This is a genomic window from Paenibacillus sp. J22P90 (assembly GCF_059692195.1).
In genome coordinates this window covers 520,719-544,963 of record NZ_JCAUAY010000002.1, presented here as the reverse complement: position 1 = coordinate 544,963, position 24,245 = coordinate 520,719, and the positions used below count along the sequence as shown (strand labels likewise).

The following is a 24,245-nucleotide window of genomic DNA, read 5'->3' as shown; positions in this document are numbered from 1 at the left end:
CATGTCCAATGGAAAAAAAGGTAAAGATCTTCTTATCGGGGCTGTCGTAGGCGGTTTGGTTGGCGCAGCAGCAGCGTTGTTGTTTGCACCGAAATCCGGTCGTGAGCTGCGCAGTGACATCGCAGAAGGCGCGACTGCGGTCAGCGACAAAACAGTTCAACTCGCAAGCACGGTGAGTCAAAAAACGCAGGCAGCAGCCAAAACAGTAAGCTCCACCACAACGGATCTTGTTGGTAAAGCGAAAGACACGGCAGCTAGTGTTGTTGAGACAGTTCGCTCTTGGAAGGATTCCCAAACAGGTGATGATGTTGTGGATGAGATCGCAGCATCGGAAGCTGCAGAAGACTTAGTCATCGTAGGCCGCTAAACGCCAAAAAAACAAGCAGAGTTCTCCATTAGGGAGCACTCTGCTTGTTTTTACGTTTTACACGGTTACCACTTGGACGGATCAATTTTAGTAATATCGAGCCCTTCCCAGACGTTCTTAATGACAGCTGTTTCCGGATTATCGAAAAGCAGCCAAGCGGTAGGGAGGTATCTTTCGCCATATTCACTAGATGGTTTATTGATGATAGCATTATTATGGACAAGCACCGTTGAAGCTCCCCCATCTAGGTTCGCCGCGGTAATTGCACCATGAGCTAAGAAAATTTCTTGTATATCGTAAAGCGTTGCGCCAATGCTGTGCGTTTGTCTGCCATCGATAATCGCAAACAGAATAGAACCGTCTTTGGTTTGAGCCATGCATGTACGCGGCGCAATACCCCAGCCATCCGCTTGACTCTTAATTTGTCCAACACCGTTAACGATGAAGCGAGGGCTAAACGAAACGGCCTCCTGGACACCCATTTCGAGCAGTTCAGATACTTTGTATTTGCCAGAAATCATGCGGCCTTGCTTATCAATTCCGACGATCTGTACAGTTCCGTTCATACCCTTATCATTGTAAAAGATTTTACCGCCTGAGATGACGACGCCTTCTGGCTGAAAGCCGTTGCCTTCCCAATTCGGATCGATGAATCCGCCGCCGTTAACACCTAGAATGGCTCCGGTGCGTTTGACCATCGAGGAAACCTTTTCGCCTTTGCCTGCTTTCTCTGGCACCGCGATTCGAAGCTTAGTAGGGTCCGTAATGGTAACGAGCTTGCCCTTGAAGTTTGTGCCTGAAATATTTTCAATCGTCACGAGCTCTTTTTTAACGGGAACTTCAACAGCTGGCGTGTAAGAAGGGACCGGTGCAATTTCTACGAGTCCTAGATCCTTTTCCGTACCCATTTCATCAAATTTTTTGGAGTAAGCCTCAACCCGCTTTTGCAATTCGGATGTACCAATCAAATATTTGGCCCAATCTCGGTGCTGAGTTGTAATGATGGTATCCGCCATCATGAAACGCAGACTGGAACCAGAGGACGTTAAGAAAAACCAGCCTAAACCCAAGGTGGCAATAATGGTCAAACTAAGGATGGTAACCAACATAAATTGCAGTCCCGCAGATCGTTTATGTTTTATACGACCTTGCCTGGTCGACTGTGGGGTGGTTGTTTGTTGAACCGCCATGGTAAGTCATCTATCCTCTCTAACGCAAATCAAGCCATATTGTCATCTATTAAGACGAAAAGAAAGGAGAATAAGTTTCAGATTTCACTGAAATTTTTCTCCTTTTTTTGTAAAATGCTTAATTTTGTCGTTGGACTGATGAAAGTCTAGCGTCTGCTAACCGATTTTTATCATAGTGAAATTCAAGCTCAATCCCAGAATTCTTGGACACACTGCGAATGATGAGATCATGGTATTTTTTTTGCCGAAAAGCCGCCATTGTCACACTCACACTAACACCCAGTGGATCAAAATAAAGCTTGCCTTCATGGGCATCATACTTCTTAACGTGAGACAAGTTAACGAATAAATCGGTATCCATTTTCTTAAAGCCTTGTTCTTCTAGTTGGTCTAAGAAATGACTGAAATCCAATAGGGACATCATAGGGATCCTGCGTTTACCGATCCGCGTATGGTAGATCATTTCGGTGGAACCAATTTCGATAAAAAGTATGTCTGTCAAAGGAAGTGCCAAGGGTGAAGTAAGACTATCTTCGAGGTTCTCTTTTTCAAGATAGCCAGCTTTCTCCATGAGATCTGTATATGAGAACTTATAAGCGTCAGACAGTTTCTTTAAAGTGACAGGGGATGGCTTAATTTTTTCATTCGTCGAACGATTTCGTTCTAATTCCAAATCTCGAATATAGGCATGGGACAGTCCACTCTTGTTGGCCGCTTCACGCAAGGACATTTTCCCTCGCAAGCTCTCCAAAAATTTACCGAATCCTTCAAATTGTTTCATCATAGGAATCCCTCCATATGTTAATTGTAATAGAATTGGCGCAAAATAGAAACGTTAATAGCACTTAATGGTACTAATTACCTGAGCGATGAGAAGACTTCATATATTGTTCGTAAGCAGTTTGTGAATTTAGTAGGTCGAGAGAATCAATCCCGTGACTTCTTTCTTCTATTTTTTTATAATGGGTAGTAGAAAGGGGACGATATCAAGATGAACAAAAAATGGTTAAGAGACAACGGCATGCATCTATCTTGGTTCATTGCCTTAGTAGCCACGCTAGGAAGCTTATATTTTTCGGAAATTATGCATCTGGCGCCTTGCAAGCTTTGCTGGTATCAGCGCATTCTTATGTATCCATTGGTCATTATTCTAGGGATTGCAGCTGTCCGCAGAGATTACAAATTAACAATTTATGTACTGCCAATGACGATTTGGGGTGCATGCATCTCGATCTATCACGTTTTATTACAAATGGGTGTTTTCAAAGAAACAGGTACAGGGTGTGGCCCCATCGCTTGTGATACCGATTACTTAAACTGGCTTGGATTTATTACAATTCCGATGTTAGCCGGGACAGCGTTCATCTTACTTACTGTTTTACAATACTTAACCTATCGAGCTACAAAATAACCCTCGTAAATCAAAGGTTGGGCAGGTAATTTGTCAATCACTGTCGAATAGGATGGAAGAAGAAGTCATTTCCTATCGAGGTGTAACTCATGACAAAACGTACCCATAATGCTGCACTGCTGATCATCTTGAGCATCAGTTTGGTCGGTTGTGCAGACATCAGCCTGACAGCTCCTGTAGGCAATGAAGCTGCTTCCCAAGCAGTTCCTACACCTTCCGCTAAAATATCGCCAACACCTGTGCCTACGCAAGTACCGACGCCGTCACCAACTGCTACACCTAAACCTACAGCCCAAACAACAACACAGCCAAGCGCGGCACCTAGCGTGACGCCTACTGCGACGCCAAGTGCATCACCGAAAGCGGCAGATGCTTCCAAACCTAAAGCATTGCCAGCCGATCGGACGCCGTATTCTTGGTACTATATGAAGAAAAAAACAGGCCAGGTTCCTGATTTCCCGCATGAAACCAAAACCTTTACCAGTGACCAGAAAGCGGTCTGGGTGGGGACAGGGAAAAAGGTCTATTTAACCATCGACGCAGGTGGACCTCTAATCGAGGTTGATCTAATGTTGAAATCGCTCAAAGCAAATAACGTCAAAGCGAATTTCTTTATCACGGGCAATAACATCAAGAAGAACCCTGATTATTTGAAAAGAATCGTAGCAGACGGTCATTACGTTGCTAACCATACGATGACACATACGGATTTTAATGAGTTGACGGATGATCAAATTCGCAAGGAAATTAAAGATTTTGAAGTGATGTATAAGCAAATAACCGGCACAGAGGTGGGGAACTATTTCCGATTCCCTTACGGTCACTATAATCCACATAATTTGAGCTTGGTATCGGAGATGGGCTATACGTCTGTGTTCTGGTCTACAGCGATGCGAGATTGGGAGCCCAGAGCGAATGGCGCGGAGGATCCGTACAACGATATCATGAATAATCTGCATGACGGCAATGTGATTTTGATGCATCAGGGGTCTATTGAGAACATGCAGGCGCTGGATCGCATTTGTAAGGAAATCAAGAAGAAGGGCTATGAATTCGGACTCGTGACGGAGCTGCAGCCTAAGAAGTAACAAACATTTGGTCTAAAACTGTGTAGTACTCTTGGTACCTTTAAGCTTGTCCTCACATATCCTAACCATGTGGTTTATGAATTCATCAACCGGCAAAGGAAGCGGATATGTGTGCAGCAAGCGATAGCCGTACTGGACTCCGGAGTCGGAGGATTAACTGTTGTAAAAGAAGTGATGAGACAGCTGCCGCATGAAAGAGTCATTTATTTTGGAGATACAGCAAGGAGTCCTTATGGGCCTCGACCTGCGAATGAAGTTCGTCATTTTACACGTCAAATCGTAGAGTACTTACTTCAGTTTAATCCCAAAATGATTGTGATTGCCTGTAATACAGCGACTGCTGTCGCGATAGAAGACATTCGAGCATGCGTCTCGATACCTGTTGTAGGCGTCATATCACCGGGGGCTAGAGCAGCTATTAAAATGACACGAAGCGGGATGGTCGGTGTCATTGGCACGGATGGAACTATTCGCAGTCAAGCATATGAAACAGCATTGAAGCAGATTTCGCCAGACATTCAAGTCTATAGTGAAGCATGTCCGTTACTCGCACCTTTTGTGGAGAGAGGGCTGTTTAGCAGCGATAGCGCGCATAGCGTCGTGGAACAATCCTTGCGTCCATTAAAAGGGAAGCCTATAGATTGTTTAATCTTGGGGTGTACGCATTATCCTTTTCTTATGGAATCCATTTCGAAGGTCATGGGCCCGGATGTGATGTTGATTTCTTCGGCAGAAGAGACAGCCAGAGATATAAGCACGATTCTGTTTCAAAGAGGGATGCACACCCAATCCCGAGAACTGCCGGTTCATCAGTTTTTCTGCAGCGGCGCACCTAACATCTTCCGGCAGATTGCGGAGAATTGGCTGAAGGAATATATTCCTTTTATGCCTGTTGTTTGGCAGGTGCCGACTATTATCTAAGCGACGAAAATAGACCCTTCTGGGTCTATTTTTTATTCCTGCCAGATTCGCAGATGCCGCATGATTCCTGGACCAAGGGCATAAGCATAGCCATACGAAAGAAGTAAATGGGTGTGAGGTGGTCTTATGCTAGGTTATGATTATGAGACATTGACTAAGGAGCTGAATCGTTTAGGCAAAATATACCCCTTTCTGCAAATCGCTTGCATCGGCGAAAGTGTGATGGGCAGAGACTTATATGCGCTTCGCATTGGTCACGGTTCGAGGGAAATCCATTTCAATGCGGCTATGCATGCGAATGAGTGGATAACTGCGCCGCTGCTGATGCAATTCGTTGAGGATCTAGCTTGCTCCTATGCCAGAGGGACGGCGTGGGAGGGGCGTAACATAAGGCGGATTTTATCGGAGTATTCGCTATGGGTCGTTCCCATGGTTAACCCAGACGGGGTCGAGCTTGTACTTCATGGGCTGACAGAAGAGCATCTTCATCGGGAAGCGTTATTGGCATGGAATAACGGCTCATCGTCGTTTATCAACTGGAAAGCGAATATTCGAGGCGTGGATCTCAATGATCAATTCCCTGCCCATTGGGAAGAAGAGAAAGCAAGAAGAGAGCATGATGCACCTGGCGAGCGTGATTACGGCGGAGAAGCACCATTATCTGAACCAGAGGCCGCGGCACTAGCACATTTTACCGAATGCCATGAATTCGAGCTTGTCGTTGCGCTACATACACAAGGTAGAGAAATTTATTGGAATTATCGTGACTATGAACCTGCCGAATCCGAAGCGTTAGCGGAGCGGTTAGCCCTAGCAAGTGATTATGAGGCGGTTAAGCTGTCTGGCAGCGACGCTGGATACAAGGATTGGTTTATTCAACAGTATCGCCGACCAGGCTTCACTGTCGAGGTTGGGCTAGGCGTGAATCCGCTGCCTGTAGAAACATTTGCTTCCCTATATGAGGAAGTCGTTCCCATCCTTTTGACAGCGTTGGAATTGTAAAAGAGGAAAAGACAAGTCGTGCCAACTTGCGTGTGCTCGCCACGAACCGATTAGCCCAGCCTTCATATACTGAAGCAAGGAAGCTGTTGGGGAGGCGTTAATATGGCACCACCTAAAGGTAAAGGCAAAGTAATTAAGAAGAAAAAAGAACCTTCATCTCGCGCACAATACACCATGAGAACAGTTGAGTCAGCTACGTGTGCGGTGTGCAAAACACAGTGTGCAAGGGGGTTGCGCTATCTGGAACATATGTCGCATCCAGGTGCTGTTGGCCATGGAGTCCCGTGTATTTTGACACGTAAGAGAATCAATTAGATGGATCCGCCCCTTGGATGGGGGCGGATTTATTGTTTTATAGGAGCCGGAGCGGGGAGTTCGCGAAACCTGTCCTGTCCGACTCGTCGTTAAGGCCCCAAAAAGGCGTTAACGGTGCCCGCTTGAGCGTCCGCCGCAGGAATAACGCCTTAAAAGGGCGTTAGGGCCGTCGAATACGGCTAGTTCGGCGCACACCTCAGTCGTTAACACCCCAAAGGGGCGTTAACAGTGCCACCCCGCCCGTCTGCCGCAGCAATAACGCCCCAAAAGGGCGTTATTGCCGACGGACTCGGCCATCTTACTCTCTAACTAGCTCTTTTAGGCAGTGCGAGTCCAAGCTTATAATGCTCCATTCGGGCTAAGTGACCCGCGCTGGCAAAATAGGCTCATAATAAATAAAAGCCCCGCGATTTAGCATCGCGGGGCCGATATGTGTATGAATTAATGGTTAGGTGTGAGTAGTTTATCTGCTAAGGTTTGTTTCAGCTTCTTGATTGCGTCTGTTTCGATTTTTTGATTTTGGACGAATTTCGCGCCAGTTAGTGCAAGCGCTTCCTTGACTGTCATTTCAACACGAATAATTTCTTCGCCATGCGGAATTTGTAACATTTTCATCACTCCCATGTCAGCTTTTTATTTCGAAAACGTTGATTCTACGCACTTTTAATATAACACATCGTGTAAGGTTAAACAAGGGGCGAGGGTGCCTATTTTTCAAGAAATTGGGAGTGCTTGTCCCACTCAATTGATCCTTATGACGTGTCCCAAGGCGGATAACCAGGACTGTTTTTCAAACTCACAAAATGCTAAAAGAACCGATCGCAACCACAGCTCGCGTGGCCAAATCGGTTCTTCCAGAAACCTATTTTAACAATAACAACGTAATTCCACGATTTCGGCGCGCGCTGAGCCATTCGTTGACGCAACAAGGACACGAAGACGGTTCGTCGATACCGGACTGCTTAATTTATGAACATGATGCCGAGTGTGATTGTTCGTCTGCTCAGCAACTGTTGTCCATGATTCCCCAACCCAAGCTTGCAATGAATAATCCTTGACTAATTCAGGAATGATTTCGAATTCCGTGCGATGGTGATGCAAGTTAATCAAGTCCTCGTTCACGTCATCATTGAACGTTACATGCACTTCGCCGATGCTTTGAGTATCTGTCCAGCTGGCTTCGAGCCATTCCTCAGCACCGCCACCAGCTGAAGACCATAGGTGTGGACTGCCGTATGGTCGCTTGTGCCCGTCAGCTGCTTTTTCAGCCGCAAAGGCGGAAGTAGGCGAGAGGAGTCGGAAGCAGATCGGTTTCCGATTGAAGTTTTTCGGACTCCAGTCGATCACAGGTTGATCAGGTTGCATTTCCCCGAAATCAGCGGTACTTGTCGTGACGGCATTGTTTTTGAAGGACAGCACGCCAGATTGCGGGCGATCCGATAGATGAACAGCGAGAGCAGAGTTGCCTTTGAGCACGATAAAAGCGTTCTGAGCGTATGCTGGCTCCCAATTTAGTGCAGCAGTAACCCATTGCTTAGTTCCCTCAGCTACTGGTACGACAACAGACGCTATAAGCATATGAGGGACGTAATTCTGAGGCTTGCCTGTGTCCCACAGTTCGACAGTAAGCTTTGTAGCGGCAGTCGCATCGACGAATAGCTCTATGCCATTAATAAACGGATCTACGGGCACTAGAAGGCCCAGAGGCGTCTCCATAGGATAAACACCAGCCGACTGCTCCAAAGCCAGCTCTGTCAGCGTGCTGGAGGCCGTCAGCGTCGCGCTGTGAATAAGATCAGCCTCGTCGTTATTCACGACGCCGAGAATCGACGCATCCTGCCGCAGCAGCGTCTGCTGCAGCTCGTTTAAGTGCTCGCCGTGCAGCTCACGCGGCGAGATGCCCTTCTCCGCGCACAGGGCTGCGCCCGTGCCCGCGGCTTCGCCAATGACCGCACACGTCGCCATGACGCGTGTGGTGCCAAATGCAACGTGGGACGCGCTGATATTGCGTCCAGCCATGAGCATATTCGACACGTTAGTCGAATAGAGGGAACGGAACGGGATATGATAGGAACCATCCATATGCATATGTTTAGAGCCGCTTTCCGTCGAATACATCCCTTGCGGCGGATGCAAATCAATCGACCAGCCGCCGAAGGCAACGCGGTCTTCGAAAAGCTCCTGGGCGATTACGTCATTTTGATTCAGGACGTAGTCCCCAACAAAACGGCGGTATTCCCTTTTCCCCGGAATAGAGCCGATCCATTCCAAAGTTAAATTGGCGCTGTCAAATTTCCCTGAGTTTTTGATATAGTCCCATATCCCGTAAATCACAGAGGAGAGCTCATCCCGAATTCGCTCATTCTCATGGACTGTATCATGCTCGCCCCCCCATTCAATCCACCAGTAAGCGCATCCATTGTCACCGCTGCGAATGACTCGCTTCATCGGAATCGAGGTTTGGGTAATATCTTTCGCGAAGCTTGGCGCTATATATTTGACAGGTCGGCCTGCATCCTTCGTATAGAAGAGCAGTGTGCTTCCTAAAGTAATATCATCCGGAACAAGAGGAGCCCATTCCTCGTTAAATTCATGTTGGGCTTCACGGCCAATACGGAATTTAGCGCCTGCTAGGAAACCAACGAGACCATCCCCAGTACAGTCGAGAAACACACGACTTTCGAAACGAATTCTACGTTCAGAGCCCATCATCCAACCTGTGACGGCTTGAATGGTGCGATTATGATCATCACCTGAGGCATCGACCTCATGCACATCTGTGTTTAAAAATAAGGTAATATTCGGCTCAGCTTTCACCTTTTCAAGGACAATTAAATCCCAGATATAAGGGTTGCCATCGATATTGCGATATTGATTTTCGACGAAAAGCTCGCCCATGATGCCGGTTTCCCGTGCATTGCGGTGGACACCATGTGAGGTGGCACCACACACCCATACGCGTACTTCACTGCTGGCATTACCGCCAAGCACCGGACGATTTTGAACTAGAGAAACAGTTTGACCTAATCGTGCTGCAGCAACTGCTGCACAAACGCCTGCCAAGCCACCGCCAACGACTGTGATATCAGATGTAACGATTTCATGCTTCATTATGAGCACCTCACTAGTATTTGAATATCCATGCTTTCATTTTAAAATAGGTGATATCCTTTTAACATACAGTGAGTTACAATTAGCATATACTTTATTTCACTATTTGGAGAGTGTGACATGGCCTATCGCGATCCAGCCTTGAAACTCCTATCTCATGTGTATTGGCATCAGAAAAAAGAGTTTATGTTTGAGCGTGATGACTACCCTTGCTGGACGTTGTTTGCGGTTGAGGAGGGGAGCTTCTTCTATGAAATTCGTGCGGAGCAGGGGGAGGCTAGATTCGGAGATCTTGTGCTTTGTCCCCCTCGTACCGTGTTTCGTAGAAAAACATTGGAGCCGCTGACCTTTCACTTTCTACAGTTTATTGGGGAGCCCCATATGGAACAGGAAGCTACTTGGAAGGGGAAACTGTCCGTACAAGATTTGCCGCGCCTGACATCCGGTTATCGGTATTTGCGTACTTTGCAGGGCTGGGATGAAGAGAGTACAGCGCACAAACTGCATATTGTGAATGATCTCATGCGAATGGTGCATATGGATAAGCTCATCGAGGAGAGTCCTCCGGCCACAATCTTGGATGGACAGATGGACGAAGCGCGGAGCTTTCTCACGGATCATGCATTCGGGAATCTGTCGATGTTGGAGTTAGCCACGACATTGGGAATGACGCCTGTTCAATTTACCCGCAGGTTTCGGAAAGCATTTGCCCAAACACCAACCGAATTTATTAACGACTTGCGCCTTACACGTGCGAAACATCTTTTGGAAAATACGACATTCACCCTAGATATGATCGCATCCCAATGCGGTTATGAGAATGGCTTTTATTTGAGCCGGGTATTCACGCAAAAAATCGGCAAGGCTCCCTCTTTATATCGCAGCATGCATCGGGTCTAGCAAAAGAAAAGGAGCTAAGCGCATTAATGTGCTTAGCTCCACTTTTAGTTGCCCGTATAAGGCAGCTTGCCTTCTGTATACTCATTTTCAGGCCGACGAATCCAGCGCTGTAGATATCCTTGCGTATGTAAGGCCTTGATTAGAATGATCAGAACAGGCGACAGGATGACCCCTGCGACACCAAATAGCGAAAGCGATACAATCATGAATGCTAACGTTGTGAATGCCGATACGCCTAACGATTCACCGGTAATTTTCGGCTCCATGATTTGTCTGACGAGAATCACGACAAGGAGCAGTGCGCTTAGCCAAATCGCGAGTGTCGTATTGCCAACGATGAAGAGGTAGATAATCCACGGTATGAACAAAGTGGAAACCCCGAGCAATGGCAGCACATCGAAAATTGCTGACAGAAGTGCGATCGAGAATGCGTTGTTCACATTAAGCACAAGCAAGGCGATAAAAACAACGATGAAAGTCAAGGTGATCAGCTTGGCCTGCGCTTTTATGTAAGACACAATACCTTTAACGACGTTCTCTTTGAGGAAAAAGAAGGCGGATTTAAAGGTATTTGGCGTTTGTTCACTTGCAATCCGTTTCCAAGATTCAATTTCGATGCTTAAGAAGTATGCGAGAATGATGCCGACGATGAAATTGAACATGAACGTAGAGAAGGAGGTAAGGGAAGCAACCAAGCCTGATAAAAAGGCAACAAGGAACGTAGAAGCTTTTCCGGCAATTTGACCCGCATAGTCTTTGGCTTTGCCAGTCACATCTTCAGGCATTGCTTGAAAGCGATCGTTCAATTCGGCAATCCGATGAATGACCTGGTCATTAAAAATCGCTGCGTAATCATCGATTTTATCAACGAGACTCATGATCTGACTGGTGAAAATTACGATGGCCCCTGCGAATGCCCCAAGGATGACGAGGACGAACACCAAAGTCGATATCGCGGAAGCTAATGATTTGCTCATCCCTTTTCGATTCAAGAAGCGAGCTAAAGGCTCGATCATCATGAAAATGATTAAAGCCAGAAAAATTGGCGTGGCGATGGCGTACAAATAACTGAATAACAGCATGAATAAGTAGACGGTTAGTGCGATGAGCCCAATGTCAAATACCGTTCGCCAATATTTCTTGTAAAAAGAAAGCATCCCTGTTCCTCCAAAAAAGTTATTGTTCAGTTAGAATAATCGGTCCATTGCTTGTAATCGCAATCGTATGCTCGTACTGTGCAGATAAGCTGCCGTCGTACGTTCTAGCTGTCCATCCATCTTGGTCTACTTTGGAATGATATTTCCCAACGTTGAGCATCGGTTCAATCGTGAAAACCATACCTTCCTTAATACGCGGCCCTTTCCCGGCAGGTCCATAGTGAGGCACTTGCGGCTCTTCGTGCATCTCGGAGCCAATGCCATGGCCAATGAAGTCTCTCACGACGGAGAAGCCTTGTGACTCTGCATAAACTTGAATAGCATGAGAGACATCGCCGATGCGATTGCCAACCACAGCTTTTTCAATCCCCTTGTAGAGGGATTCCTTCGTCACTTGAAGCAGCTTTTCAGCTACTGGAGAAATGTTGCCAACCGCGTAGGACCAAGCAGAATCGGCTAACCAGCCGTCGATGCGCACAACCATGTCAATCGTTACAATATCGCCGTCATTTAATGGTTCTTTTTTCGGGAAGCCATGACAAATGACATCGTTAACCGATGCACAAGTTGCATATGGGTAGCCATGGTAGCCCTTTTGTTCCGGAGTGGCCCCGTGTTTGGCCAAGAAGCCTTCAACGAATTGATCGATTTCCCATGAGGTAATGCCTGGGCGAATCATTTTGGCAATTTCTTTATGGCAATCAGCAAGAATCCGGCCTGCTTTGCCCATGGCTTCAATTTGTTCTTTTGTTTTAATTGTAATCATCAAGTACCTCTCCTCTTCGTGGATCCCTAAATATACATTATGTCCATTTTGCTGACCAAAGCTTCATCTCTTTAATAATTTGATGCAAATCCTGCCCTTTTGGTGTCAACGTATACTCGACGGTAACAGGTACGGTCGGGAACGCCATGCGCTCCAGAACCCCATGCTCTTCAAGATGGCGCAAAATATCCGTGAGGGATTTCGGGCTAATGCCTGTAATTTGACGCTGCAGCTCGCCAAAGCGCTTCGTTCCGCAGAACAATTCTCGAAGAACGAGGAATGCCCATTTTCCGCCAATAACTTCAAGCGTTCGTTCAATGGAACATTCGATTTCCTTCGGTATTTTGGGAACATAATTGCTAAGTGGAGCGACTTTTTCATTTTCAAGAGTTGACACGAGATCGCTTCCTTTCATCAAAGTCGAGTAGGATACTTACTTTGAGGTAAGTAAGTTAACATTTTGTAATAAGGGATGATTAGTCACACTACTATTTATTTTAAAGTTCCCTATAGAATTTGGCAATAGAAGGGCTGGAATTGGACAGGTTGATTTCGTGCCGTAGATTCTTTACAATAGTATTAAAATTTATTGTTTCAGGAGATGTGTACATATGAAAGTCAAAATTTCTCGCAACGCAGCAAAAGTACTTCAATTGGAGCTTAATAAAGAAGAAAACAAAGGTTTGTTGGTTCGTGTACAAGTGACACATAAGCATGGTGATCATGCTCACTATGGTTTGGGTCTTGACGATAAAACAGCAAATGATGTTGTAATTAGTACTGACAAGGGTATTGATGTTTTGCTAGATCAAACAGAGCCGCTTCTAGACGGTATTCGTATTGACTACTTCTACACGCCAGAAGAAGGTTTCATGATCACGAACCCAAGCAAGGGGAACCACGGAGACCACTAATGCCGAATGATATTCGCATTTGTGATAAATGCAAACACATGAAGGTGAAATCGGCGCTTGCCAAAATAAGTGCCATTGCACCCGACACCGAAGTCAAAGTTGCGTGCAAATCGTATTGCGGTCCATGTTCGCGGTTCGCATTTATATTTATTAATGGCCGATATATTACGGGCGCAACGGAAGACGAAGCGATCGAAAAAGCGAAGAAATACGTGAAATGAGCAAAAAGCATCCGTCCATTGAGGACAGGATGCTTTTTTTTATCTCAGCTAGGCGAGTTAGGCATGAGCAGGAGACTTTTCCAGCAGCTTCTGAATTTGCTTTTCAATATTGCGCGGCGTCGTTGTCGGTGAGAAGCGTTTGATTACTTTACCGTTCTGGTCCACGAGGAATTTGGTGAAATTCCATTTAATACCGGAACCGAATAGCCCAGTTGCCTCACTCTTCAAATGACGGTATAGCGGATGCGCATCAGCGCCATTTACATCGATCTTAGAGAACAGCGGGAAATTGACGCCGAAATTAATTTGGCATGCTTGTTCAACCTGTGCGTCATCACCAGGCTCCTGATCTTTGAATTGGTTGCAGGGGAAGCCAAGTACGCTGAAGCCTTGATCTTTATAGGTGTCATGCAGCTCTTGAAGCCCTTTGAACTGAGGGGCAAATCCGCATTTCGTTGCTGTATTGACAATAAGCAGGACTTGGTTTTTGTAGTCGGCAAGGGACTTATCCTCACCGCGAATCGTCTTCACTCGAAATTGATGTACGCTCATAAGGTCACACCCTTTATTTAATATATTTTATACAATTCAATTGTACACAATTTTAATCCGAAAGGGAAGTTATTTTTTCACACTGAACAAATCTCCAAGTGCTCCTGCCAGATAAGGGTGCCGAAAATCAAATCCATACTGTTGCAGAACATGCGGCAGCACCTTCTGTCCTTCTAGCAGCAAAACCGAAAGCTCTCCAAAAATCAGCTTCATCATGATAGCCGGAACTGGAAATAAATTCGGCCTTCGCAACGTGGTCGCAATCGTGCGTCCGAATTCTTTGTTCCTGACAGGGTGGGGGGCGGTGGCGTTTACGGGACCGGAAATGGCTTCATTTTGAATGCAAAAATCGATCAACCTCACCATATCTTCGATGTGAATCCACGAATGCCATTGTCTGCCGCTGCCGACAGTACCGCCTACGCCAAGCTTATAAGGGAGCGCCATCTTGGGGAACGCGCCTTCTTTATTGTCCAAAACAAGTCCAACCCGAACCTTGACGATGCGAGTTCCACGAATTTGATCAGCAGCAGCCTCCCACTGCTTGACAACGGCAGCCAAGAAGTCCGTATTGCGAAAGGGACTCTCCTCATCAAAGGTTTCCGTTTCAGAAGTGCCGTAATAGGACATGCCAGAAGCATTCACAACTACCATAGGTTTAGGATTTAGCTTTGCAACAAGCTTGGCAACACGATCTGCCGCCTGTAGTCGGGATTGAACAATCCGCGTCTTGGCCGCGGCTGTCCAGCGCTGACTGATGGATTCACCAGCCAAATTGACGATGGCATCAAGATCTTCTAGGCTTTCCGTGTTTCGCTCCAATTCGTCCCACGTGATCGTTCTGACACCGGGTACCTGCGTCCCGGATGAGCGAGATATATTGATGAGTTCGTGACCTTGTCTCAACCAGAACTCAATTAAACGTCGGCCAATAAAGCCGCTGCCGCCTGTGATCGCTATTTTCATCGCAAGCACCTCCATATCGCCATTATAGAACCTTCACCCAATAAATACCATCTGCGCGAAAGGAAGGTGACAAGGTAAAAATCCCAGTTCGAAATTACGACACAGTTCCCTATTTTCGTGTATAATTGGAATTCAGTGTTTTTTATTAACCATGGGTAATTTATTTGTCGGCGAGAGGAGTCAACATCTAATGAATCGTATGCGTCATTTTCTTCAATCCTATCATCCCATTGTACATACGCTAATCTTAGGTACTGTGATGGCTCGAGCTGCCTCCTCAATGAGTTTACCGTTCCTAGCCATTTATTTGGCCAAGCACTCTGATATGAGCCCCGGACTCATTGGTATCGTGATTGGAATGGGCGCTTTAGCCGGAACGTTCGGCGGATTTGTTGGCGGCACGCTGTCAGACCGATTTGGAAGACGAGTGATCATGCTCGCTGCTCTCTTTGGATGGGGGTTCGTTTTCTTAGGCTTCGGTGTTGTAAAACTACCTGTCCTGTTTATGCTGCTCAATATGCTTAATGGGCTATGCCGCTCATTCTATGAGCCTGTATCGCAAGCGCTAATGGCAGATTTAACGGAGCCGGCCAAAAGGAGGCAAGTATTCTCACTCCGCTACATGGCGATTAACGTCGGTGTGGCCGTAGGTCCTCTACTGGGCGCATTCTTTGCGACAATGAACGGAGCCTTGCCCTTTTTGCTTACAGGGATTATCTATTTGATCTATGGGATCACACTTTACGCACTTCTCATTAAGTTCGGCATTAAAAAAATCGAAGGCGAAAAGAAATCCATTATTACTTTCCGCTCGGCGTGGGATGTTATTCGTAAGGATATGACCTTCCGTTTATACATTATCGGTGGCATTATCGGAGCGATCGGTTATTCTCAGGTTATGGTGACGTTGTCACAGTACCTTCAGAGGGATTTTGCAGATGGGGTCAAAATGTTTGCGATCCTCATGAGCGCCAATGCCATTGTCGTCATCGCGATGCAGATCCCCCTTGGGAGATGGGCGGAAAAGTATTCACCTTTAACAGCCATCGTCGTTGGAAACTTGATGTTTGCGATTGGTGATTTCGGCTTCGCTTTGTCACATTCGTTAGCTTGGCTCATCGTCTCGATGGCGATCTTCACGTTCGGTGAAATTTTGAATTATCCTGCGGCTAACATGCTGATTGATAAGCTGGCGCCTGAGCATATGCGTGGAACCTATTACGGTGCTCAAACGTTAACGAACATCGGCCATTTTATGGGACCTTGGATTGGCGGCTTTTTACTCGTATCCTACGGTGGTCAAACACTATTTATGATCATTGCAGTTTTATCGTTGGTTGGATCAATTTTCTATTGGAGAGGCACAAAACGTCAAAAAAACGTGAAAATATCGTCGAAAATGCAAACTTTTTGATGAATTTCGTAAAAATAGTTCCTCCGCACTATTCGATTTCAAATCATCATCCCTTATCCTTGAAGTATAGGAAGTCATGATTTAGTAGACTCAACTTCACAGATTTTGCAAGTACTCACGACAAAGGCAAAACTGGCGAAAGCCAGCGACGCAAAGCTACAGGGGCTTTACTTCTCCTGCACAGGACAAGCAGCCAGCCAGCCGCCGAACGATTGGGAATTCACTTTAGAACCCCTCTAGTCGGTTCACTACGGTGGGGGTTTTTCTCTGTCATAGCGAAAAAAATGAACAATTTGCACTAAGGAGGCCCTAGCGGCATGAAATCGGACAATCAATTACATGAGGAACAGAAGGCAACATCGTTATGCGGTAACCATGTTGCGCGTTTGGTGCCATCGATGGATGGACCTAAGCTCATGATCAACCGTGAAGAATATGCGCTCAACGAAGCTTGTTGGGATGTCGAAATGTTTCACGGAAGAAACAATAGCATTCTCATTTTTTACTGGAAAGGTGAAGTTAAGCTTTCTGTGAAAATGCCCCCAATGGCGCAAATCGAAGGCTTCGTCACAAGACTTTTCCAATGTCTTTCATCCAAATTGAGAGCGGTTCAACCTATCTAGGTGAATCGCTCTTTTTTTCGCACAAAAGTTAGAGATTTTCTCGTTGTCACGAATCGACACTAGCTGATATAATACTTACAATTAGTAGTTCTTAGGGACTATGTCGAGGGAGATGCATAGCATATGAGATTGATCACACGTTCCGATTTCGATGGTTTAGTATGTGCAATGCTCTTCAAACAATTAAACATGGTGGATGAAATGAAATTTGTCCATCCCAAAGATATGCAGGACGGGCTGATCGAGGTCTCTGAGAACGATATTTTGGCGAATGTCCCTTATGTACCGGGGTGTGGGCTATGGTTTGATCATCACTCCAGTGAGCTCACACGGATGGGGGAAGCCGTCGAATTTAAGGGGGAAACGCGGATCGCTCCAAGCGCAGCGAGAGTTGTGTATGATTACTATGGCGGAAAAGAAACCTTCGGCGATATCGATGATATTATGCAAGGCGTAGACAAAGCGGATTCCGCGCAGTTTAGCAAAGAGGATATTTTGAATCCGAGCGGCTGGGATTTGCTTTCTTTTATTATGGATGCTCGTACTGGGTTAGGGCGTTATCGGGATTACCGCATCAGCAACTATCAGTTGATGGAGGATCTGGTTGAGCATTGTGCAACGAAATCCGTTAGTGAAATTATGGAGCTTCCGGACGTGAAGGAGCGTGTTAGTCGATACTTTGAGTTGGACGCGCTCTATCGGGATATGCTGCAAACGTACACGCGGGTGGAAGGTAATGTGATTATTACGGATCTTCGCGATGTGGAAACCATTTATCCAGGCAATCGTTTCATGGTTTATGCACTTTATCCGGAGCAAAACACATCCATTTGGATCGTAGATGGCCGAAATAAACAAAACTGCGTATTCGCATGCGGTCACAGCATAATTAATCGTACCGCACAGACGAACATTGGTGATCTGATGCTTCAACATGGCGGAGGCGGTCATCAGGCTGCAGGAACATGCCAGGTGGCTTATGAGCAGGCGGATGAGATTTTGAGTAAAATTGTTGAAACGATGCAAGCAGCAGGTTAGAATAGATAGATAAGCCGCAGGATGGGTGCAGCCCAGCATGCGGTTTTTCTTTGTAAGGAGGTGTCACAGAATGGAATTAAAGCAAATTCATCATGTTGCGATTATTAGTTCGAATTACGAAATTTCTAAGCATTTCTATGTGGAGTTACTCGGACTCACCTTCATTCAGGAAACATATCGCGCCGAAAGAGATTCGTATAAATTGGATTTACGCATTGGGAACACGGCACAAGAGATTGAATTATTTTCATTTCCGAACCCGCCTTTACGGGTCAATCAGCCGGAAGCGCGGGGATTACGACATTTAGCCTTCGTTGTTGCGGATATGGACCAAAGTGTACAAGAACTAGAAAGTAAGGGAATCACGGTTGAACCTGTGCGAATCGATCCCATTACGGGTAATCGTTACACGTTTTTCGCCGATCCGGATGGACTGCCGTTGGAGCTAGTGGAGATTGTGGAGTAATGGGGAGTAATGGGCGTTTCCAGCGGACAGATGAGGAACCCAAATTAGCGATGGCCAAAGGGTGCCTCTGGAGCATTCTCTTGTCCATTCCCTTGTGGGTGCTGTTGATTTATGTCATTTGGGTAAAATAAAATCCCTCCAAGCGCACTCTCCTACTGCTGATAAACAGCAGGGAGGTGAGTGAACTTGTGAGGGATTTATTGTAATTACGGATTACCTGCGCGGAGGCAGAGGTCCGAGATATTGGAACAAATTACATTCGATCCGACCGTTAAATAACTTGCGCTTCTTATCGGCGCGGCGGTTCATATATGTCTCCAGCTGAGTGCTGGGGCTTAAAATGAACAGACTCCACGACGGCATCGGTCGTGTTAATGCGCCGAGCTCGCGCAGCGCGAGCTCAACATCCGGTGCTTCACCAAGTCGCTCGCCATACGGCGGGTTGGTGATCAAGCAGCCATAGTCGCCGCGCGGCCGCGCTTTGGCGATCGGCTCAACCTTCAGCTGGAACTGCTTCGTCAGTCCAGCTGCCTTAGCGGCCGCCTCTGCCACTGCGATGGCAGAAGGGTCAATATCGCTGCCGACGATGTGCAGCGGCACGTTGTCTTTCACCGCGTCGAAGGCTTCGTCGCGGGCTTTGTCCCACAGCTTGCGGGGAATGTTCCCCCAAGCTTCACTAGGGAAGCTGCGCCGCAGACCTGGCGCGATGTTCCAACCGATCATGGCCGCTTCGATCGGGATGGTCCCCGACCCGCAGAACGGGTCGTAGAGCGGCCGATCAACGTTCCAGCGGCTCAGCAGGATCATGGCAGCCGCCATCGTTTCCTTCAGCGGCGCTTCGGTCACGAGCTTGCGGTAGCCGCGCTTATGCAGGCTTGGGCCGGTTGTGTCGATCGTCAGCGTTGCGATATCGTTCAGCAGCGCAACTTCAATCACGTAGCGTGCCCCGTTCTCGGGGAACCACTCCGTGCCGTAGCGAGTCTTCATTTTCTCAACGACAGCTTTCTTGGCGATCCCTTGGCAAGCGGGAACGCTGGAAAGCTGTGACTTATGGGAACGGCCCTCGACAGGGAATTCAGCATCGTTCGGAATCCAGTCAGGCCATGCGAGAGCTTTGGTGCCTTCAAATAGCTCATCGAAAGTAGTTGCTTTGAATTGCCCCATAAGCACGAGGATACGATCTGCCGTACGCAGCCAAAGATTGGTGCGACAGATGGCCAATTCGTCACCAAAGAAACGGACACGTCCATTCTCAACGGTCATTTCCTCATAGCCGAGGTCACGGATTTCACGGGCAACGATAGCTTCTAGTCCCATCGGGCACGTGGCGATTAGTTCAATTTTTTGTGGCATAGGTGTAGTCCTTCCATCCGGGTTGTGCAACGCTCAGAAAACTCATACAATTAACAAGTATAGGACAAATAGGTTACACTTACAAACGGGTATTACAAAGAGCGTACAATTGTTGCGAATTTAGGAGGACAAATACATGGAAACGATGACACCAGAGAGCTATATGGAAGGTTTATATGAAGAAGATGCTGTGCTAGCACGGGTTAAGGAAGTCATTGTCGCTAACAATATGCCGGAAATCTCCATCGCGCCAGGTTATGGCAGACTGCTAACAATGATGGTTACCATGATTGGTGCGAAGCGAGTGCTAGAAATCGGTGCGTTAGGCGGATATAGCGGAATTTGCTTGGCGAGAGGGTTAAAAGAGGGCGGTAAGCTCATTTCGCTAGAGCTGAAGCAGGATTTCGCCGATGTGGCGAAGCAAAACGTGATTGACGCCGGTCTTGGCGAATTCGTTGAGTATCGGATTGGCGAGGCTCTCCATCACTTGAATGAGCTGTTGGAGCAGGGGAAACGCTTCGATTTCTTCTTTATCGATGCGGATAAGGTGAACTATCCGAACTACTTGGAGCTGGCGATCCAGCTGGCAAATCCAGGCGCAATCATTGCTGGTGATAACACGCTGATGCGTGGCAAAGTCGTTGATGAGAAGCAAACGAAAGCATCGGTTCAAGCGATGCGAACGTTTAATCAACGTATCGCAACGGATGAGAGGCTGGAAAGCACCATTTTACCAGCATATGATGGATTGGCTTTAGCTCGCGTGAAATAATGCTAATGAGAAAGAGCGATCGACTGCAGTTGCAGTTAATCGCTCTTTCTCTGTGTTTAGGATGCTTTTTCCTTCGTATGTAAATCTGAATCGATTTTATTCGTTTCTATAATAGGTCGTGGAACCTGTGTAAGGGGGACCTCAGGCTGCTTCTGCTTGGTAGGGGCGAGGTGAGTTGTCTGCTGTTTCTTAAAGCTCATAGTGCTCAGGCTGTTCCAGTAGATAAACAAACACTCCGCACAAACGATAATTAGTAAGATTCTACGCCAATTTAGCCTCATTCGTTTCCATACCTCACTTTCCATCGTACACCTATATTAGCATGTAATGGAATTGATTTCCATAAAGTTTCGGTAAAGAATAAAATGTTACGGAATCCGTTGAGGGTCTTATCCTACCCCGAAAACCGGCGAACCCCAAGCCCATCACTGTAACCTCCTTATGAGAGTGTCGATTATTCTTTCAAAGATTAATAAGCATGCAGCTTAGTGAATTTTTATGAAAATGGTCGATTTCAGAAGCAGTTTACCCCTATGTTACAAAGGTGCGCTTACAATTGTGAGCAAGAACTATGTCGAAGCCGGCAGTTGCTTGCTAGGGCACAAAAATTGTGCGCATCTGCCTTAAGACAGTCTCCTATTGGGCGTTAAGTCGTCCACTGCCCCTCACTCCCCCAAATGCACCAACCCCGTCGTAATCTCTAACTCATACCGTCGACTATCCGGCATCTGCACCTCATACGCCATCTGAACAGCTCGCTGGACATCATAGGGAACTCGCACAAATTGGAGCGAAAACCCTGATGGGATCTCCGGCTCCTTTTCGCCTTCAATTACACAGTAGCTCGCCTGAGGTACACCATCATAAGGTACCCCGACGCTCCCTACATTGAAAAGCAGCAACCCGCTGCGTTTGACTCTTGTAGACTGTTCAGAATTATCATTCTGCAGCAGCACCTCCCTCTCGCTCGAAGCATCGCGCCTCAGCTCGGCGACTCTTGTAGACTGCTCAGAATTATCATTCTGCAGCAGCAGGCCCTCCCCCGAGATATCATCCCTCTCCGAAGGATTATCCAACGTCAACATATAAGGGATATGAATATCCCCATAACCGACAATATCCGGCTCATTCCCACCCAAAGGGGAACCGGTCATCTCCGTATTTTCAAACATCGCTAATCGCTCAACCTTAGAAGCTTCTCGCTTCAATCGGTGGAAGACGCTCTGTGCTGATGCGTGGAACAATCGGAGATGCTTCCCACTTAGCACCAAATCGATCGAGAACGGAAGCTCACGCAGATAATGCAGACGCTCATCGCCCAAAGCTTGCTGCTGCCACAAGCCAGCAGGCAGCTCCTGCGGCATCGTAATGCCGAGATCCCAATTGCCCTGCACAACGGCTTCACACGTCCCTCGAACGAGGTCCACCACTTCAACTGAGCTGGGCCCTTTGCCAACAAGATCGCCTAAACAAAAAATACGCGATATGCCACGACGCTTAATATCGAGAAGGACGGCTTCTAAAGCAGGCAAGTTTCCGTGAATATCTGAAATAATAGCGATTTTCTCCAAGCGAATCGTTTCCTCTCTTTTCCAATGCAATGATTCTGTTATACCACAAGGCAGGCAATCTGAAAATGTGACTCACTCACTATTACCCAACGATGTCGACATCTGTTATAATTTGTAGGGGGAAAGGGGAATGTTTTAATTGGAATCCAGACAAGATCGTCACGGTAAATCGAAAAAAAATTCAAATCCGAGCAAAAAACCTTCACTTAAAGTGTTAGGCGGCTTCACAGTTGCTGCGGTTGCTTGTTTTGCTATTGGAATCGGGGCTTCCTATTGGACCTCCAATTATAATAATGGGGAAGAAGATGGAGCTGCTTCAACACCTATGGCGGTCATTTCGCCTAAACCAACGACATCCACTGCGAATGGCAATTCGGCCCCGCAAGTTAGTCCCAAAGCTTCTACCACCGTTACTCCGACATCGACACCAACACCATCTGCCAATGCAACTGTGGTTAAGCAAGAGGGAACAGGCTCACAAGTGAAGTTAACTTTTGTGGGTGATGTCATTATGGCCTCTAAGGTGGAAGATATTTTAAAGCAAAAAGGCTACGATTACCCGTATATGCATGTGAAAGACTTTTTAACGAAAGCAGATTTTACGATTGCTAATTTGGAATCTCCGATAACTACGGGAGGTACTCCTGCTAAGAACAAAGACTTTGTGTATCGTTCTTCGCCGGAGGCACTGCCACCACTTAAACAAGCAGGCGTCGACATTGTCAACTTAGCCAATAATCATATTAAGGATTATGGGGACGAAGGCTTATTGGATACGATGAAACTACTAGACCAACAGGGCATTAAGCGAATGGGAGCAGGCAAGGACAATACCGAAGCTTATCAACCTGTTATCGTGGAAAAAGATGGCCTGAAAATTGCTGTATTTGGCTTCAGCCGCGTCGTGGAAAATGCTTCTTGGAAAGCTGCGCCTAACCATCCTGGCGTTGCGGAAACGTATAGTTACAAGGTTCCTGTTGAGGTGATTGAGAAGGCCAAAGCATCCGCCGATCTTGTCGTTGTTGTCGCCCATTGGGGGATAGAACGCGATGATAATCCAGATAAAAATCAAAAAGAGCTCGCGCACCGTTACATCGATGCAGGTGCTGATCTTGTCATTGGCGGGCATCCACATGTGCTGCAAGGTTTTGAGCAGTACAAAGGCAAATGGATTGCGTATAGCTTAGGCAATTTCATCTTTACAACGAACGACACGCCTAAAACGTGGGAAACCGTTATTTTAGAAGCCGCGTGTACCAAGGATAAGTCCTGTAATATTCATCTTGTACCGATATTGACCAAAGCAGCACTGCCAACACCGATGAATGCTGAAGATGGAGCAAAGCTTTTTCAACGATTAAGCAAAATCTCGATTGGTGCTGAGGTGGATGCGCAAGGTAATGTGATTAAGAAATAAGATAAGGAGTTCAACTACCATGACAACAACGATTCGCAATATTTATTGCGTTGGACGCAACTACGTCGCACATGCGGCAGAGCTTGGGAACGATGTTCCTGATCAGCCAATGATTTTTACTAAGCCTACGCATGCATTAGCTTCTATTGATGGAAGTGCGCTAACGCTTCCTAGTGACCAAGGAGAGATTCACTATGAAGCTGAACTCGTTCTACATATCGCTAAGCCATATACAGAAGGCGTGAAAGTCGATGAGCTCGTGGATCAATACGCGCTTGGGATCGATTTTACACTCCGTGATGTACAGAATGTGATTAAGAAAAAGGGCCAGCCTTGGCTGCCTGCCAAAGGGTTCCTGAAGTCGGCGCCGATTACGGCTTTCCGCCCGTTCCCAGGAGCGTCCGAGCTTACGAAATCGAACTTCCAGCTTCGTAAGAATGGACAGGTTGTGCAAGATGGCAATATCTCTCTCATGATCTTCGATCTTCAGACCATCGTGGATTACATTGCGAAGCACTATGGACTAGGTCCTGGCGACATTATTTACACAGGAACGCCTGAAGGTGTAGGCCCTGTTAAAGACGGCGACCGTTTGGAGCTTCTCTGGGGAGAAGAGCAATTCGGAGCTTTTACAGTAAAGGTATAGCATAAAAGGGCAGTCTCCTAAGGTCTTGATCGACCTGAGTGAGCTGCCCTTTTTGTTAGTTTTT

Annotated in this window: 27 protein-coding genes and 1 riboswitch; of the genes, 16 read left to right on the top strand and 11 right to left on the bottom strand. The window is 46.7% G+C overall.

Annotation, left to right across the window (positions count from 1 at the left end; all coding sequences use genetic code 11):
* The first annotated feature begins 1 nt into the window (after position 1).
* The gene (locus AC58UX_RS07280; RefSeq protein ID WP_497250951.1) at positions 2-367 is read left to right on the top strand and encodes a YtxH domain-containing protein; all 366 of its coding nucleotides are present in this window, start codon (positions 2-4) and stop codon (positions 365-367) included.
* Between the two features lie 65 nt (positions 368-432).
* Here AC58UX_RS07280 and AC58UX_RS07275 read toward each other — a convergent pair whose 3' ends face one another.
* Complete coding sequence (locus AC58UX_RS07275; RefSeq protein WP_497250949.1) at positions 433-1,557, bottom strand: phosphodiester glycosidase family protein; 1,125 nt, start codon at positions 1,555-1,557, stop codon at positions 433-435.
* A gap of 118 nt (positions 1,558-1,675) precedes the next feature.
* Entirely contained in the window at positions 1,676-2,341 is a 666-nt protein-coding gene (locus AC58UX_RS07270) for a helix-turn-helix domain-containing protein (protein ID WP_497250947.1), read from the bottom strand.
* 207 nt (positions 2,342-2,548) lie between these two features.
* Here AC58UX_RS07270 and AC58UX_RS07265 point away from each other — a divergent pair, with 207 nt between their 5' ends.
* From AC58UX_RS07265 to AC58UX_RS07250, 4 genes are all read left to right on the top strand, one after another.
* The gene (locus tag AC58UX_RS07265) at positions 2,549-2,968 is read left to right on the top strand and encodes a disulfide oxidoreductase (protein WP_497250945.1); all 420 of its coding nucleotides are present in this window, start codon (positions 2,549-2,551) and stop codon (positions 2,966-2,968) included.
* An 89-nt stretch (positions 2,969-3,057) separates the two neighbouring features.
* Complete coding sequence (locus AC58UX_RS07260; protein ID WP_497250943.1) at positions 3,058-4,056, top strand: polysaccharide deacetylase family protein; 999 nt, start codon at positions 3,058-3,060, stop codon at positions 4,054-4,056.
* A gap of 111 nt (positions 4,057-4,167) precedes the next feature.
* Positions 4,168-4,977 carry a glutamate racemase gene (racE, locus tag AC58UX_RS07255; RefSeq protein ID WP_497250941.1) on the top strand — a complete coding sequence of 270 codons (810 nt, stop codon included), beginning with the start codon at positions 4,168-4,170 and terminating at the stop codon, positions 4,975-4,977.
* 126 nt (positions 4,978-5,103) lie between these two features.
* Entirely contained in the window at positions 5,104-5,979 is an 876-nt protein-coding gene (locus AC58UX_RS07250; protein WP_497250939.1) for a M14 family metallopeptidase, read from the top strand.
* A 756-nt stretch (positions 5,980-6,735) separates the two neighbouring features.
* On the opposite strand, the gene AC58UX_RS07245 is transcribed toward AC58UX_RS07250, so the two are convergent.
* Together AC58UX_RS07245 and AC58UX_RS07240 are read right to left on the bottom strand one after the other, a co-directional pair.
* On the bottom strand, positions 6,736-6,903 hold the full coding sequence (locus AC58UX_RS07245; protein ID WP_497250937.1) for a hypothetical protein: 168 nt from the start codon (positions 6,901-6,903) through the stop codon (positions 6,736-6,738).
* A 258-nt stretch (positions 6,904-7,161) separates the two neighbouring features.
* Positions 7,162-9,405, bottom strand: a complete 2,244-nt coding sequence (locus AC58UX_RS07240) for an FAD-dependent oxidoreductase (protein WP_497250935.1) — start codon at positions 9,403-9,405, stop codon at positions 7,162-7,164.
* A 120-nt stretch (positions 9,406-9,525) separates the two neighbouring features.
* Here AC58UX_RS07240 and AC58UX_RS07235 point away from each other — a divergent pair, with 120 nt between their 5' ends.
* On the top strand, positions 9,526-10,305 hold the full coding sequence (locus tag AC58UX_RS07235) for an AraC family transcriptional regulator (RefSeq protein WP_497250933.1): 780 nt from the start codon (positions 9,526-9,528) through the stop codon (positions 10,303-10,305).
* 44 nt (positions 10,306-10,349) lie between these two features.
* Here the strand turns inward: AC58UX_RS07235 and ytvI are convergent, their stop codons facing one another.
* From ytvI to AC58UX_RS07220, 3 genes are read right to left on the bottom strand one after another with little or no spacing between them, the layout of a single operon-like run.
* Positions 10,350-11,462: a sporulation integral membrane protein YtvI gene (ytvI, locus tag AC58UX_RS07230; protein ID WP_497250931.1), complete on the bottom strand. Its 1,113-nt coding sequence runs from the start codon at positions 11,460-11,462 to the stop codon at positions 10,350-10,352.
* A 19-nt stretch (positions 11,463-11,481) separates the two neighbouring features.
* Positions 11,482-12,228, bottom strand: coding sequence for a type I methionyl aminopeptidase (gene map, locus AC58UX_RS07225; RefSeq protein WP_497250929.1), 747 nt, complete (start codon positions 12,226-12,228; stop codon positions 11,482-11,484).
* 37 nt (positions 12,229-12,265) lie between these two features.
* Entirely contained in the window at positions 12,266-12,625 is a 360-nt protein-coding gene (locus AC58UX_RS07220; RefSeq protein ID WP_497250927.1) for a winged helix-turn-helix transcriptional regulator, read from the bottom strand.
* Between the two features lie 214 nt (positions 12,626-12,839).
* Here AC58UX_RS07220 and AC58UX_RS07215 point away from each other — a divergent pair, with 214 nt between their 5' ends.
* Together AC58UX_RS07215 and AC58UX_RS07210 are read left to right on the top strand one after the other, a co-directional pair.
* On the top strand, positions 12,840-13,142 hold the full coding sequence (locus AC58UX_RS07215) for an iron-sulfur cluster assembly accessory protein (protein WP_497250925.1): 303 nt from the start codon (positions 12,840-12,842) through the stop codon (positions 13,140-13,142).
* Positions 13,142-13,363, top strand: a complete 222-nt coding sequence (locus tag AC58UX_RS07210; RefSeq protein WP_310222399.1) for a DUF1450 domain-containing protein — start codon at positions 13,142-13,144, stop codon at positions 13,361-13,363. Before AC58UX_RS07215 ends, AC58UX_RS07210 begins: the two co-directional genes overlap by 1 nt.
* Positions 13,364-13,420: 57 nt before the next feature.
* Here the strand turns inward: AC58UX_RS07210 and AC58UX_RS07205 are convergent, their stop codons facing one another.
* On the bottom strand, positions 13,421-13,915 hold the full coding sequence (locus tag AC58UX_RS07205; RefSeq protein ID WP_497250923.1) for a glutathione peroxidase: 495 nt from the start codon (positions 13,913-13,915) through the stop codon (positions 13,421-13,423).
* Between the two features lie 69 nt (positions 13,916-13,984).
* The gene (locus tag AC58UX_RS07200) at positions 13,985-14,881 is read right to left on the bottom strand and encodes a TIGR01777 family oxidoreductase (RefSeq protein ID WP_497250921.1); all 897 of its coding nucleotides are present in this window, start codon (positions 14,879-14,881) and stop codon (positions 13,985-13,987) included.
* Between the two features lie 190 nt (positions 14,882-15,071).
* On the opposite strand from AC58UX_RS07200, the gene AC58UX_RS07195 reads away from it, so the two are divergent.
* From AC58UX_RS07195 to AC58UX_RS07175, 5 genes are all read left to right on the top strand, one after another.
* Entirely contained in the window at positions 15,072-16,295 is a 1,224-nt protein-coding gene (locus AC58UX_RS07195; RefSeq protein WP_497250919.1) for an MDR family MFS transporter, read from the top strand.
* 115 nt (positions 16,296-16,410) lie between these two features.
* Positions 16,411-16,504: riboswitch (cyclic di-GMP riboswitch) on the top strand.
* A gap of 108 nt (positions 16,505-16,612) precedes the next feature.
* On the top strand, positions 16,613-16,918 hold the full coding sequence (locus AC58UX_RS07190; protein ID WP_497250917.1) for a hypothetical protein: 306 nt from the start codon (positions 16,613-16,615) through the stop codon (positions 16,916-16,918).
* Between the two features lie 123 nt (positions 16,919-17,041).
* The gene (locus tag AC58UX_RS07185; protein ID WP_497250915.1) at positions 17,042-17,956 is read left to right on the top strand and encodes an exopolyphosphatase; all 915 of its coding nucleotides are present in this window, start codon (positions 17,042-17,044) and stop codon (positions 17,954-17,956) included.
* A 70-nt stretch (positions 17,957-18,026) separates the two neighbouring features.
* Positions 18,027-18,422: an SMU1112c/YaeR family gloxylase I-like metalloprotein gene (gloA2, locus tag AC58UX_RS07180; RefSeq protein WP_497250913.1), complete on the top strand. Its 396-nt coding sequence runs from the start codon at positions 18,027-18,029 to the stop codon at positions 18,420-18,422.
* Positions 18,422-18,553 carry a hypothetical protein gene (locus tag AC58UX_RS07175; protein WP_497250911.1) on the top strand — a complete coding sequence of 44 codons (132 nt, stop codon included), beginning with the start codon at positions 18,422-18,424 and terminating at the stop codon, positions 18,551-18,553. Before gloA2 ends, AC58UX_RS07175 begins: the two co-directional genes overlap by 1 nt.
* A gap of 82 nt (positions 18,554-18,635) precedes the next feature.
* Here AC58UX_RS07175 and AC58UX_RS07170 read toward each other — a convergent pair whose 3' ends face one another.
* Positions 18,636-19,775, bottom strand: coding sequence for a THUMP domain-containing class I SAM-dependent RNA methyltransferase (locus tag AC58UX_RS07170; RefSeq protein WP_497250909.1), 1,140 nt, complete (start codon positions 19,773-19,775; stop codon positions 18,636-18,638).
* A 136-nt stretch (positions 19,776-19,911) separates the two neighbouring features.
* Between AC58UX_RS07170 and AC58UX_RS07165 the strand changes: the two genes are divergently transcribed.
* Positions 19,912-20,547, top strand: coding sequence for an O-methyltransferase (locus AC58UX_RS07165; protein ID WP_497250907.1), 636 nt, complete (start codon positions 19,912-19,914; stop codon positions 20,545-20,547).
* A 665-nt stretch (positions 20,548-21,212) separates the two neighbouring features.
* Here the strand turns inward: AC58UX_RS07165 and AC58UX_RS07160 are convergent.
* A complete protein-coding gene (locus AC58UX_RS07160; RefSeq protein ID WP_497250905.1) occupies positions 21,213-22,118 on the bottom strand; it encodes a metallophosphoesterase family protein in 906 nt (301 codons plus the stop codon).
* 139 nt (positions 22,119-22,257) lie between these two features.
* Between AC58UX_RS07160 and AC58UX_RS07155 the strand changes: the two genes are divergently transcribed.
* Together AC58UX_RS07155 and AC58UX_RS07150 are read left to right on the top strand one after the other, a co-directional pair.
* Positions 22,258-23,535 (top strand): CapA family protein, encoded by a 1,278-nt coding sequence (locus AC58UX_RS07155; RefSeq protein ID WP_497250903.1) that lies wholly within the window; start codon positions 22,258-22,260, stop codon positions 23,533-23,535.
* 19 nt (positions 23,536-23,554) lie between these two features.
* A complete protein-coding gene (locus AC58UX_RS07150) occupies positions 23,555-24,181 on the top strand; it encodes a fumarylacetoacetate hydrolase family protein (protein WP_497250901.1) in 627 nt (208 codons plus the stop codon).
* The last annotated feature ends 64 nt before the right edge of the window (positions 24,182-24,245 follow it).

Coding starts and splice junctions, on each gene's coding strand:
- map (WP_497250929.1), bottom strand. CDS start 12,228: ATGATTACAATTAAAACAAAAGAACAAATTGAAGCCATGGGCAAAGCA.
- AC58UX_RS07190 (WP_497250917.1), top strand. CDS start 16,613: ATGAAATCGGACAATCAATTACATGAGGAACAGAAGGCAACATCGTTA.
- AC58UX_RS07245 (WP_497250937.1), bottom strand. CDS start 6,903: ATGTTACAAATTCCGCATGGCGAAGAAATTATTCGTGTTGAAATGACA.
- AC58UX_RS07175 (WP_497250911.1), top strand. CDS start 18,422: ATGGGGAGTAATGGGCGTTTCCAGCGGACAGATGAGGAACCCAAATTA.
- AC58UX_RS07210 (WP_310222399.1), top strand. CDS start 13,142: ATGCCGAATGATATTCGCATTTGTGATAAATGCAAACACATGAAGGTG.
- AC58UX_RS07165 (WP_497250907.1), top strand. CDS start 19,912: ATGGAAACGATGACACCAGAGAGCTATATGGAAGGTTTATATGAAGAA.
- AC58UX_RS07270 (WP_497250947.1), bottom strand. CDS start 2,341: ATGATGAAACAATTTGAAGGATTCGGTAAATTTTTGGAGAGCTTGCGA.
- AC58UX_RS07235 (WP_497250933.1), top strand. CDS start 9,526: ATGGCCTATCGCGATCCAGCCTTGAAACTCCTATCTCATGTGTATTGG.
- AC58UX_RS07265 (WP_497250945.1), top strand. CDS start 2,549: ATGAACAAAAAATGGTTAAGAGACAACGGCATGCATCTATCTTGGTTC.
- AC58UX_RS07170 (WP_497250909.1), bottom strand. CDS start 19,775: ATGCCACAAAAAATTGAACTAATCGCCACGTGCCCGATGGGACTAGAA.
- AC58UX_RS07275 (WP_497250949.1), bottom strand. CDS start 1,557: ATGGCGGTTCAACAAACAACCACCCCACAGTCGACCAGGCAAGGTCGT.
- AC58UX_RS07150 (WP_497250901.1), top strand. CDS start 23,555: ATGACAACAACGATTCGCAATATTTATTGCGTTGGACGCAACTACGTC.
- AC58UX_RS07185 (WP_497250915.1), top strand. CDS start 17,042: ATGAGATTGATCACACGTTCCGATTTCGATGGTTTAGTATGTGCAATG.
- AC58UX_RS07240 (WP_497250935.1), bottom strand. CDS start 9,405: ATGAAGCATGAAATCGTTACATCTGATATCACAGTCGTTGGCGGTGGC.
- AC58UX_RS07250 (WP_497250939.1), top strand. CDS start 5,104: ATGCTAGGTTATGATTATGAGACATTGACTAAGGAGCTGAATCGTTTA.
- AC58UX_RS07205 (WP_497250923.1), bottom strand. CDS start 13,915: ATGAGCGTACATCAATTTCGAGTGAAGACGATTCGCGGTGAGGATAAG.
- ytvI (WP_497250931.1), bottom strand. CDS start 11,462: ATGCTTTCTTTTTACAAGAAATATTGGCGAACGGTATTTGACATTGGG.
- AC58UX_RS07260 (WP_497250943.1), top strand. CDS start 3,058: ATGACAAAACGTACCCATAATGCTGCACTGCTGATCATCTTGAGCATC.
- AC58UX_RS07195 (WP_497250919.1), top strand. CDS start 15,072: ATGAATCGTATGCGTCATTTTCTTCAATCCTATCATCCCATTGTACAT.
- AC58UX_RS07280 (WP_497250951.1), top strand. CDS start 2: ATGTCCAATGGAAAAAAAGGTAAAGATCTTCTTATCGGGGCTGTCGTA.
- AC58UX_RS07200 (WP_497250921.1), bottom strand. CDS start 14,881: ATGAAAATAGCGATCACAGGCGGCAGCGGCTTTATTGGCCGACGTTTA.
- gloA2 (WP_497250913.1), top strand. CDS start 18,027: ATGGAATTAAAGCAAATTCATCATGTTGCGATTATTAGTTCGAATTAC.
- AC58UX_RS07215 (WP_497250925.1), top strand. CDS start 12,840: ATGAAAGTCAAAATTTCTCGCAACGCAGCAAAAGTACTTCAATTGGAG.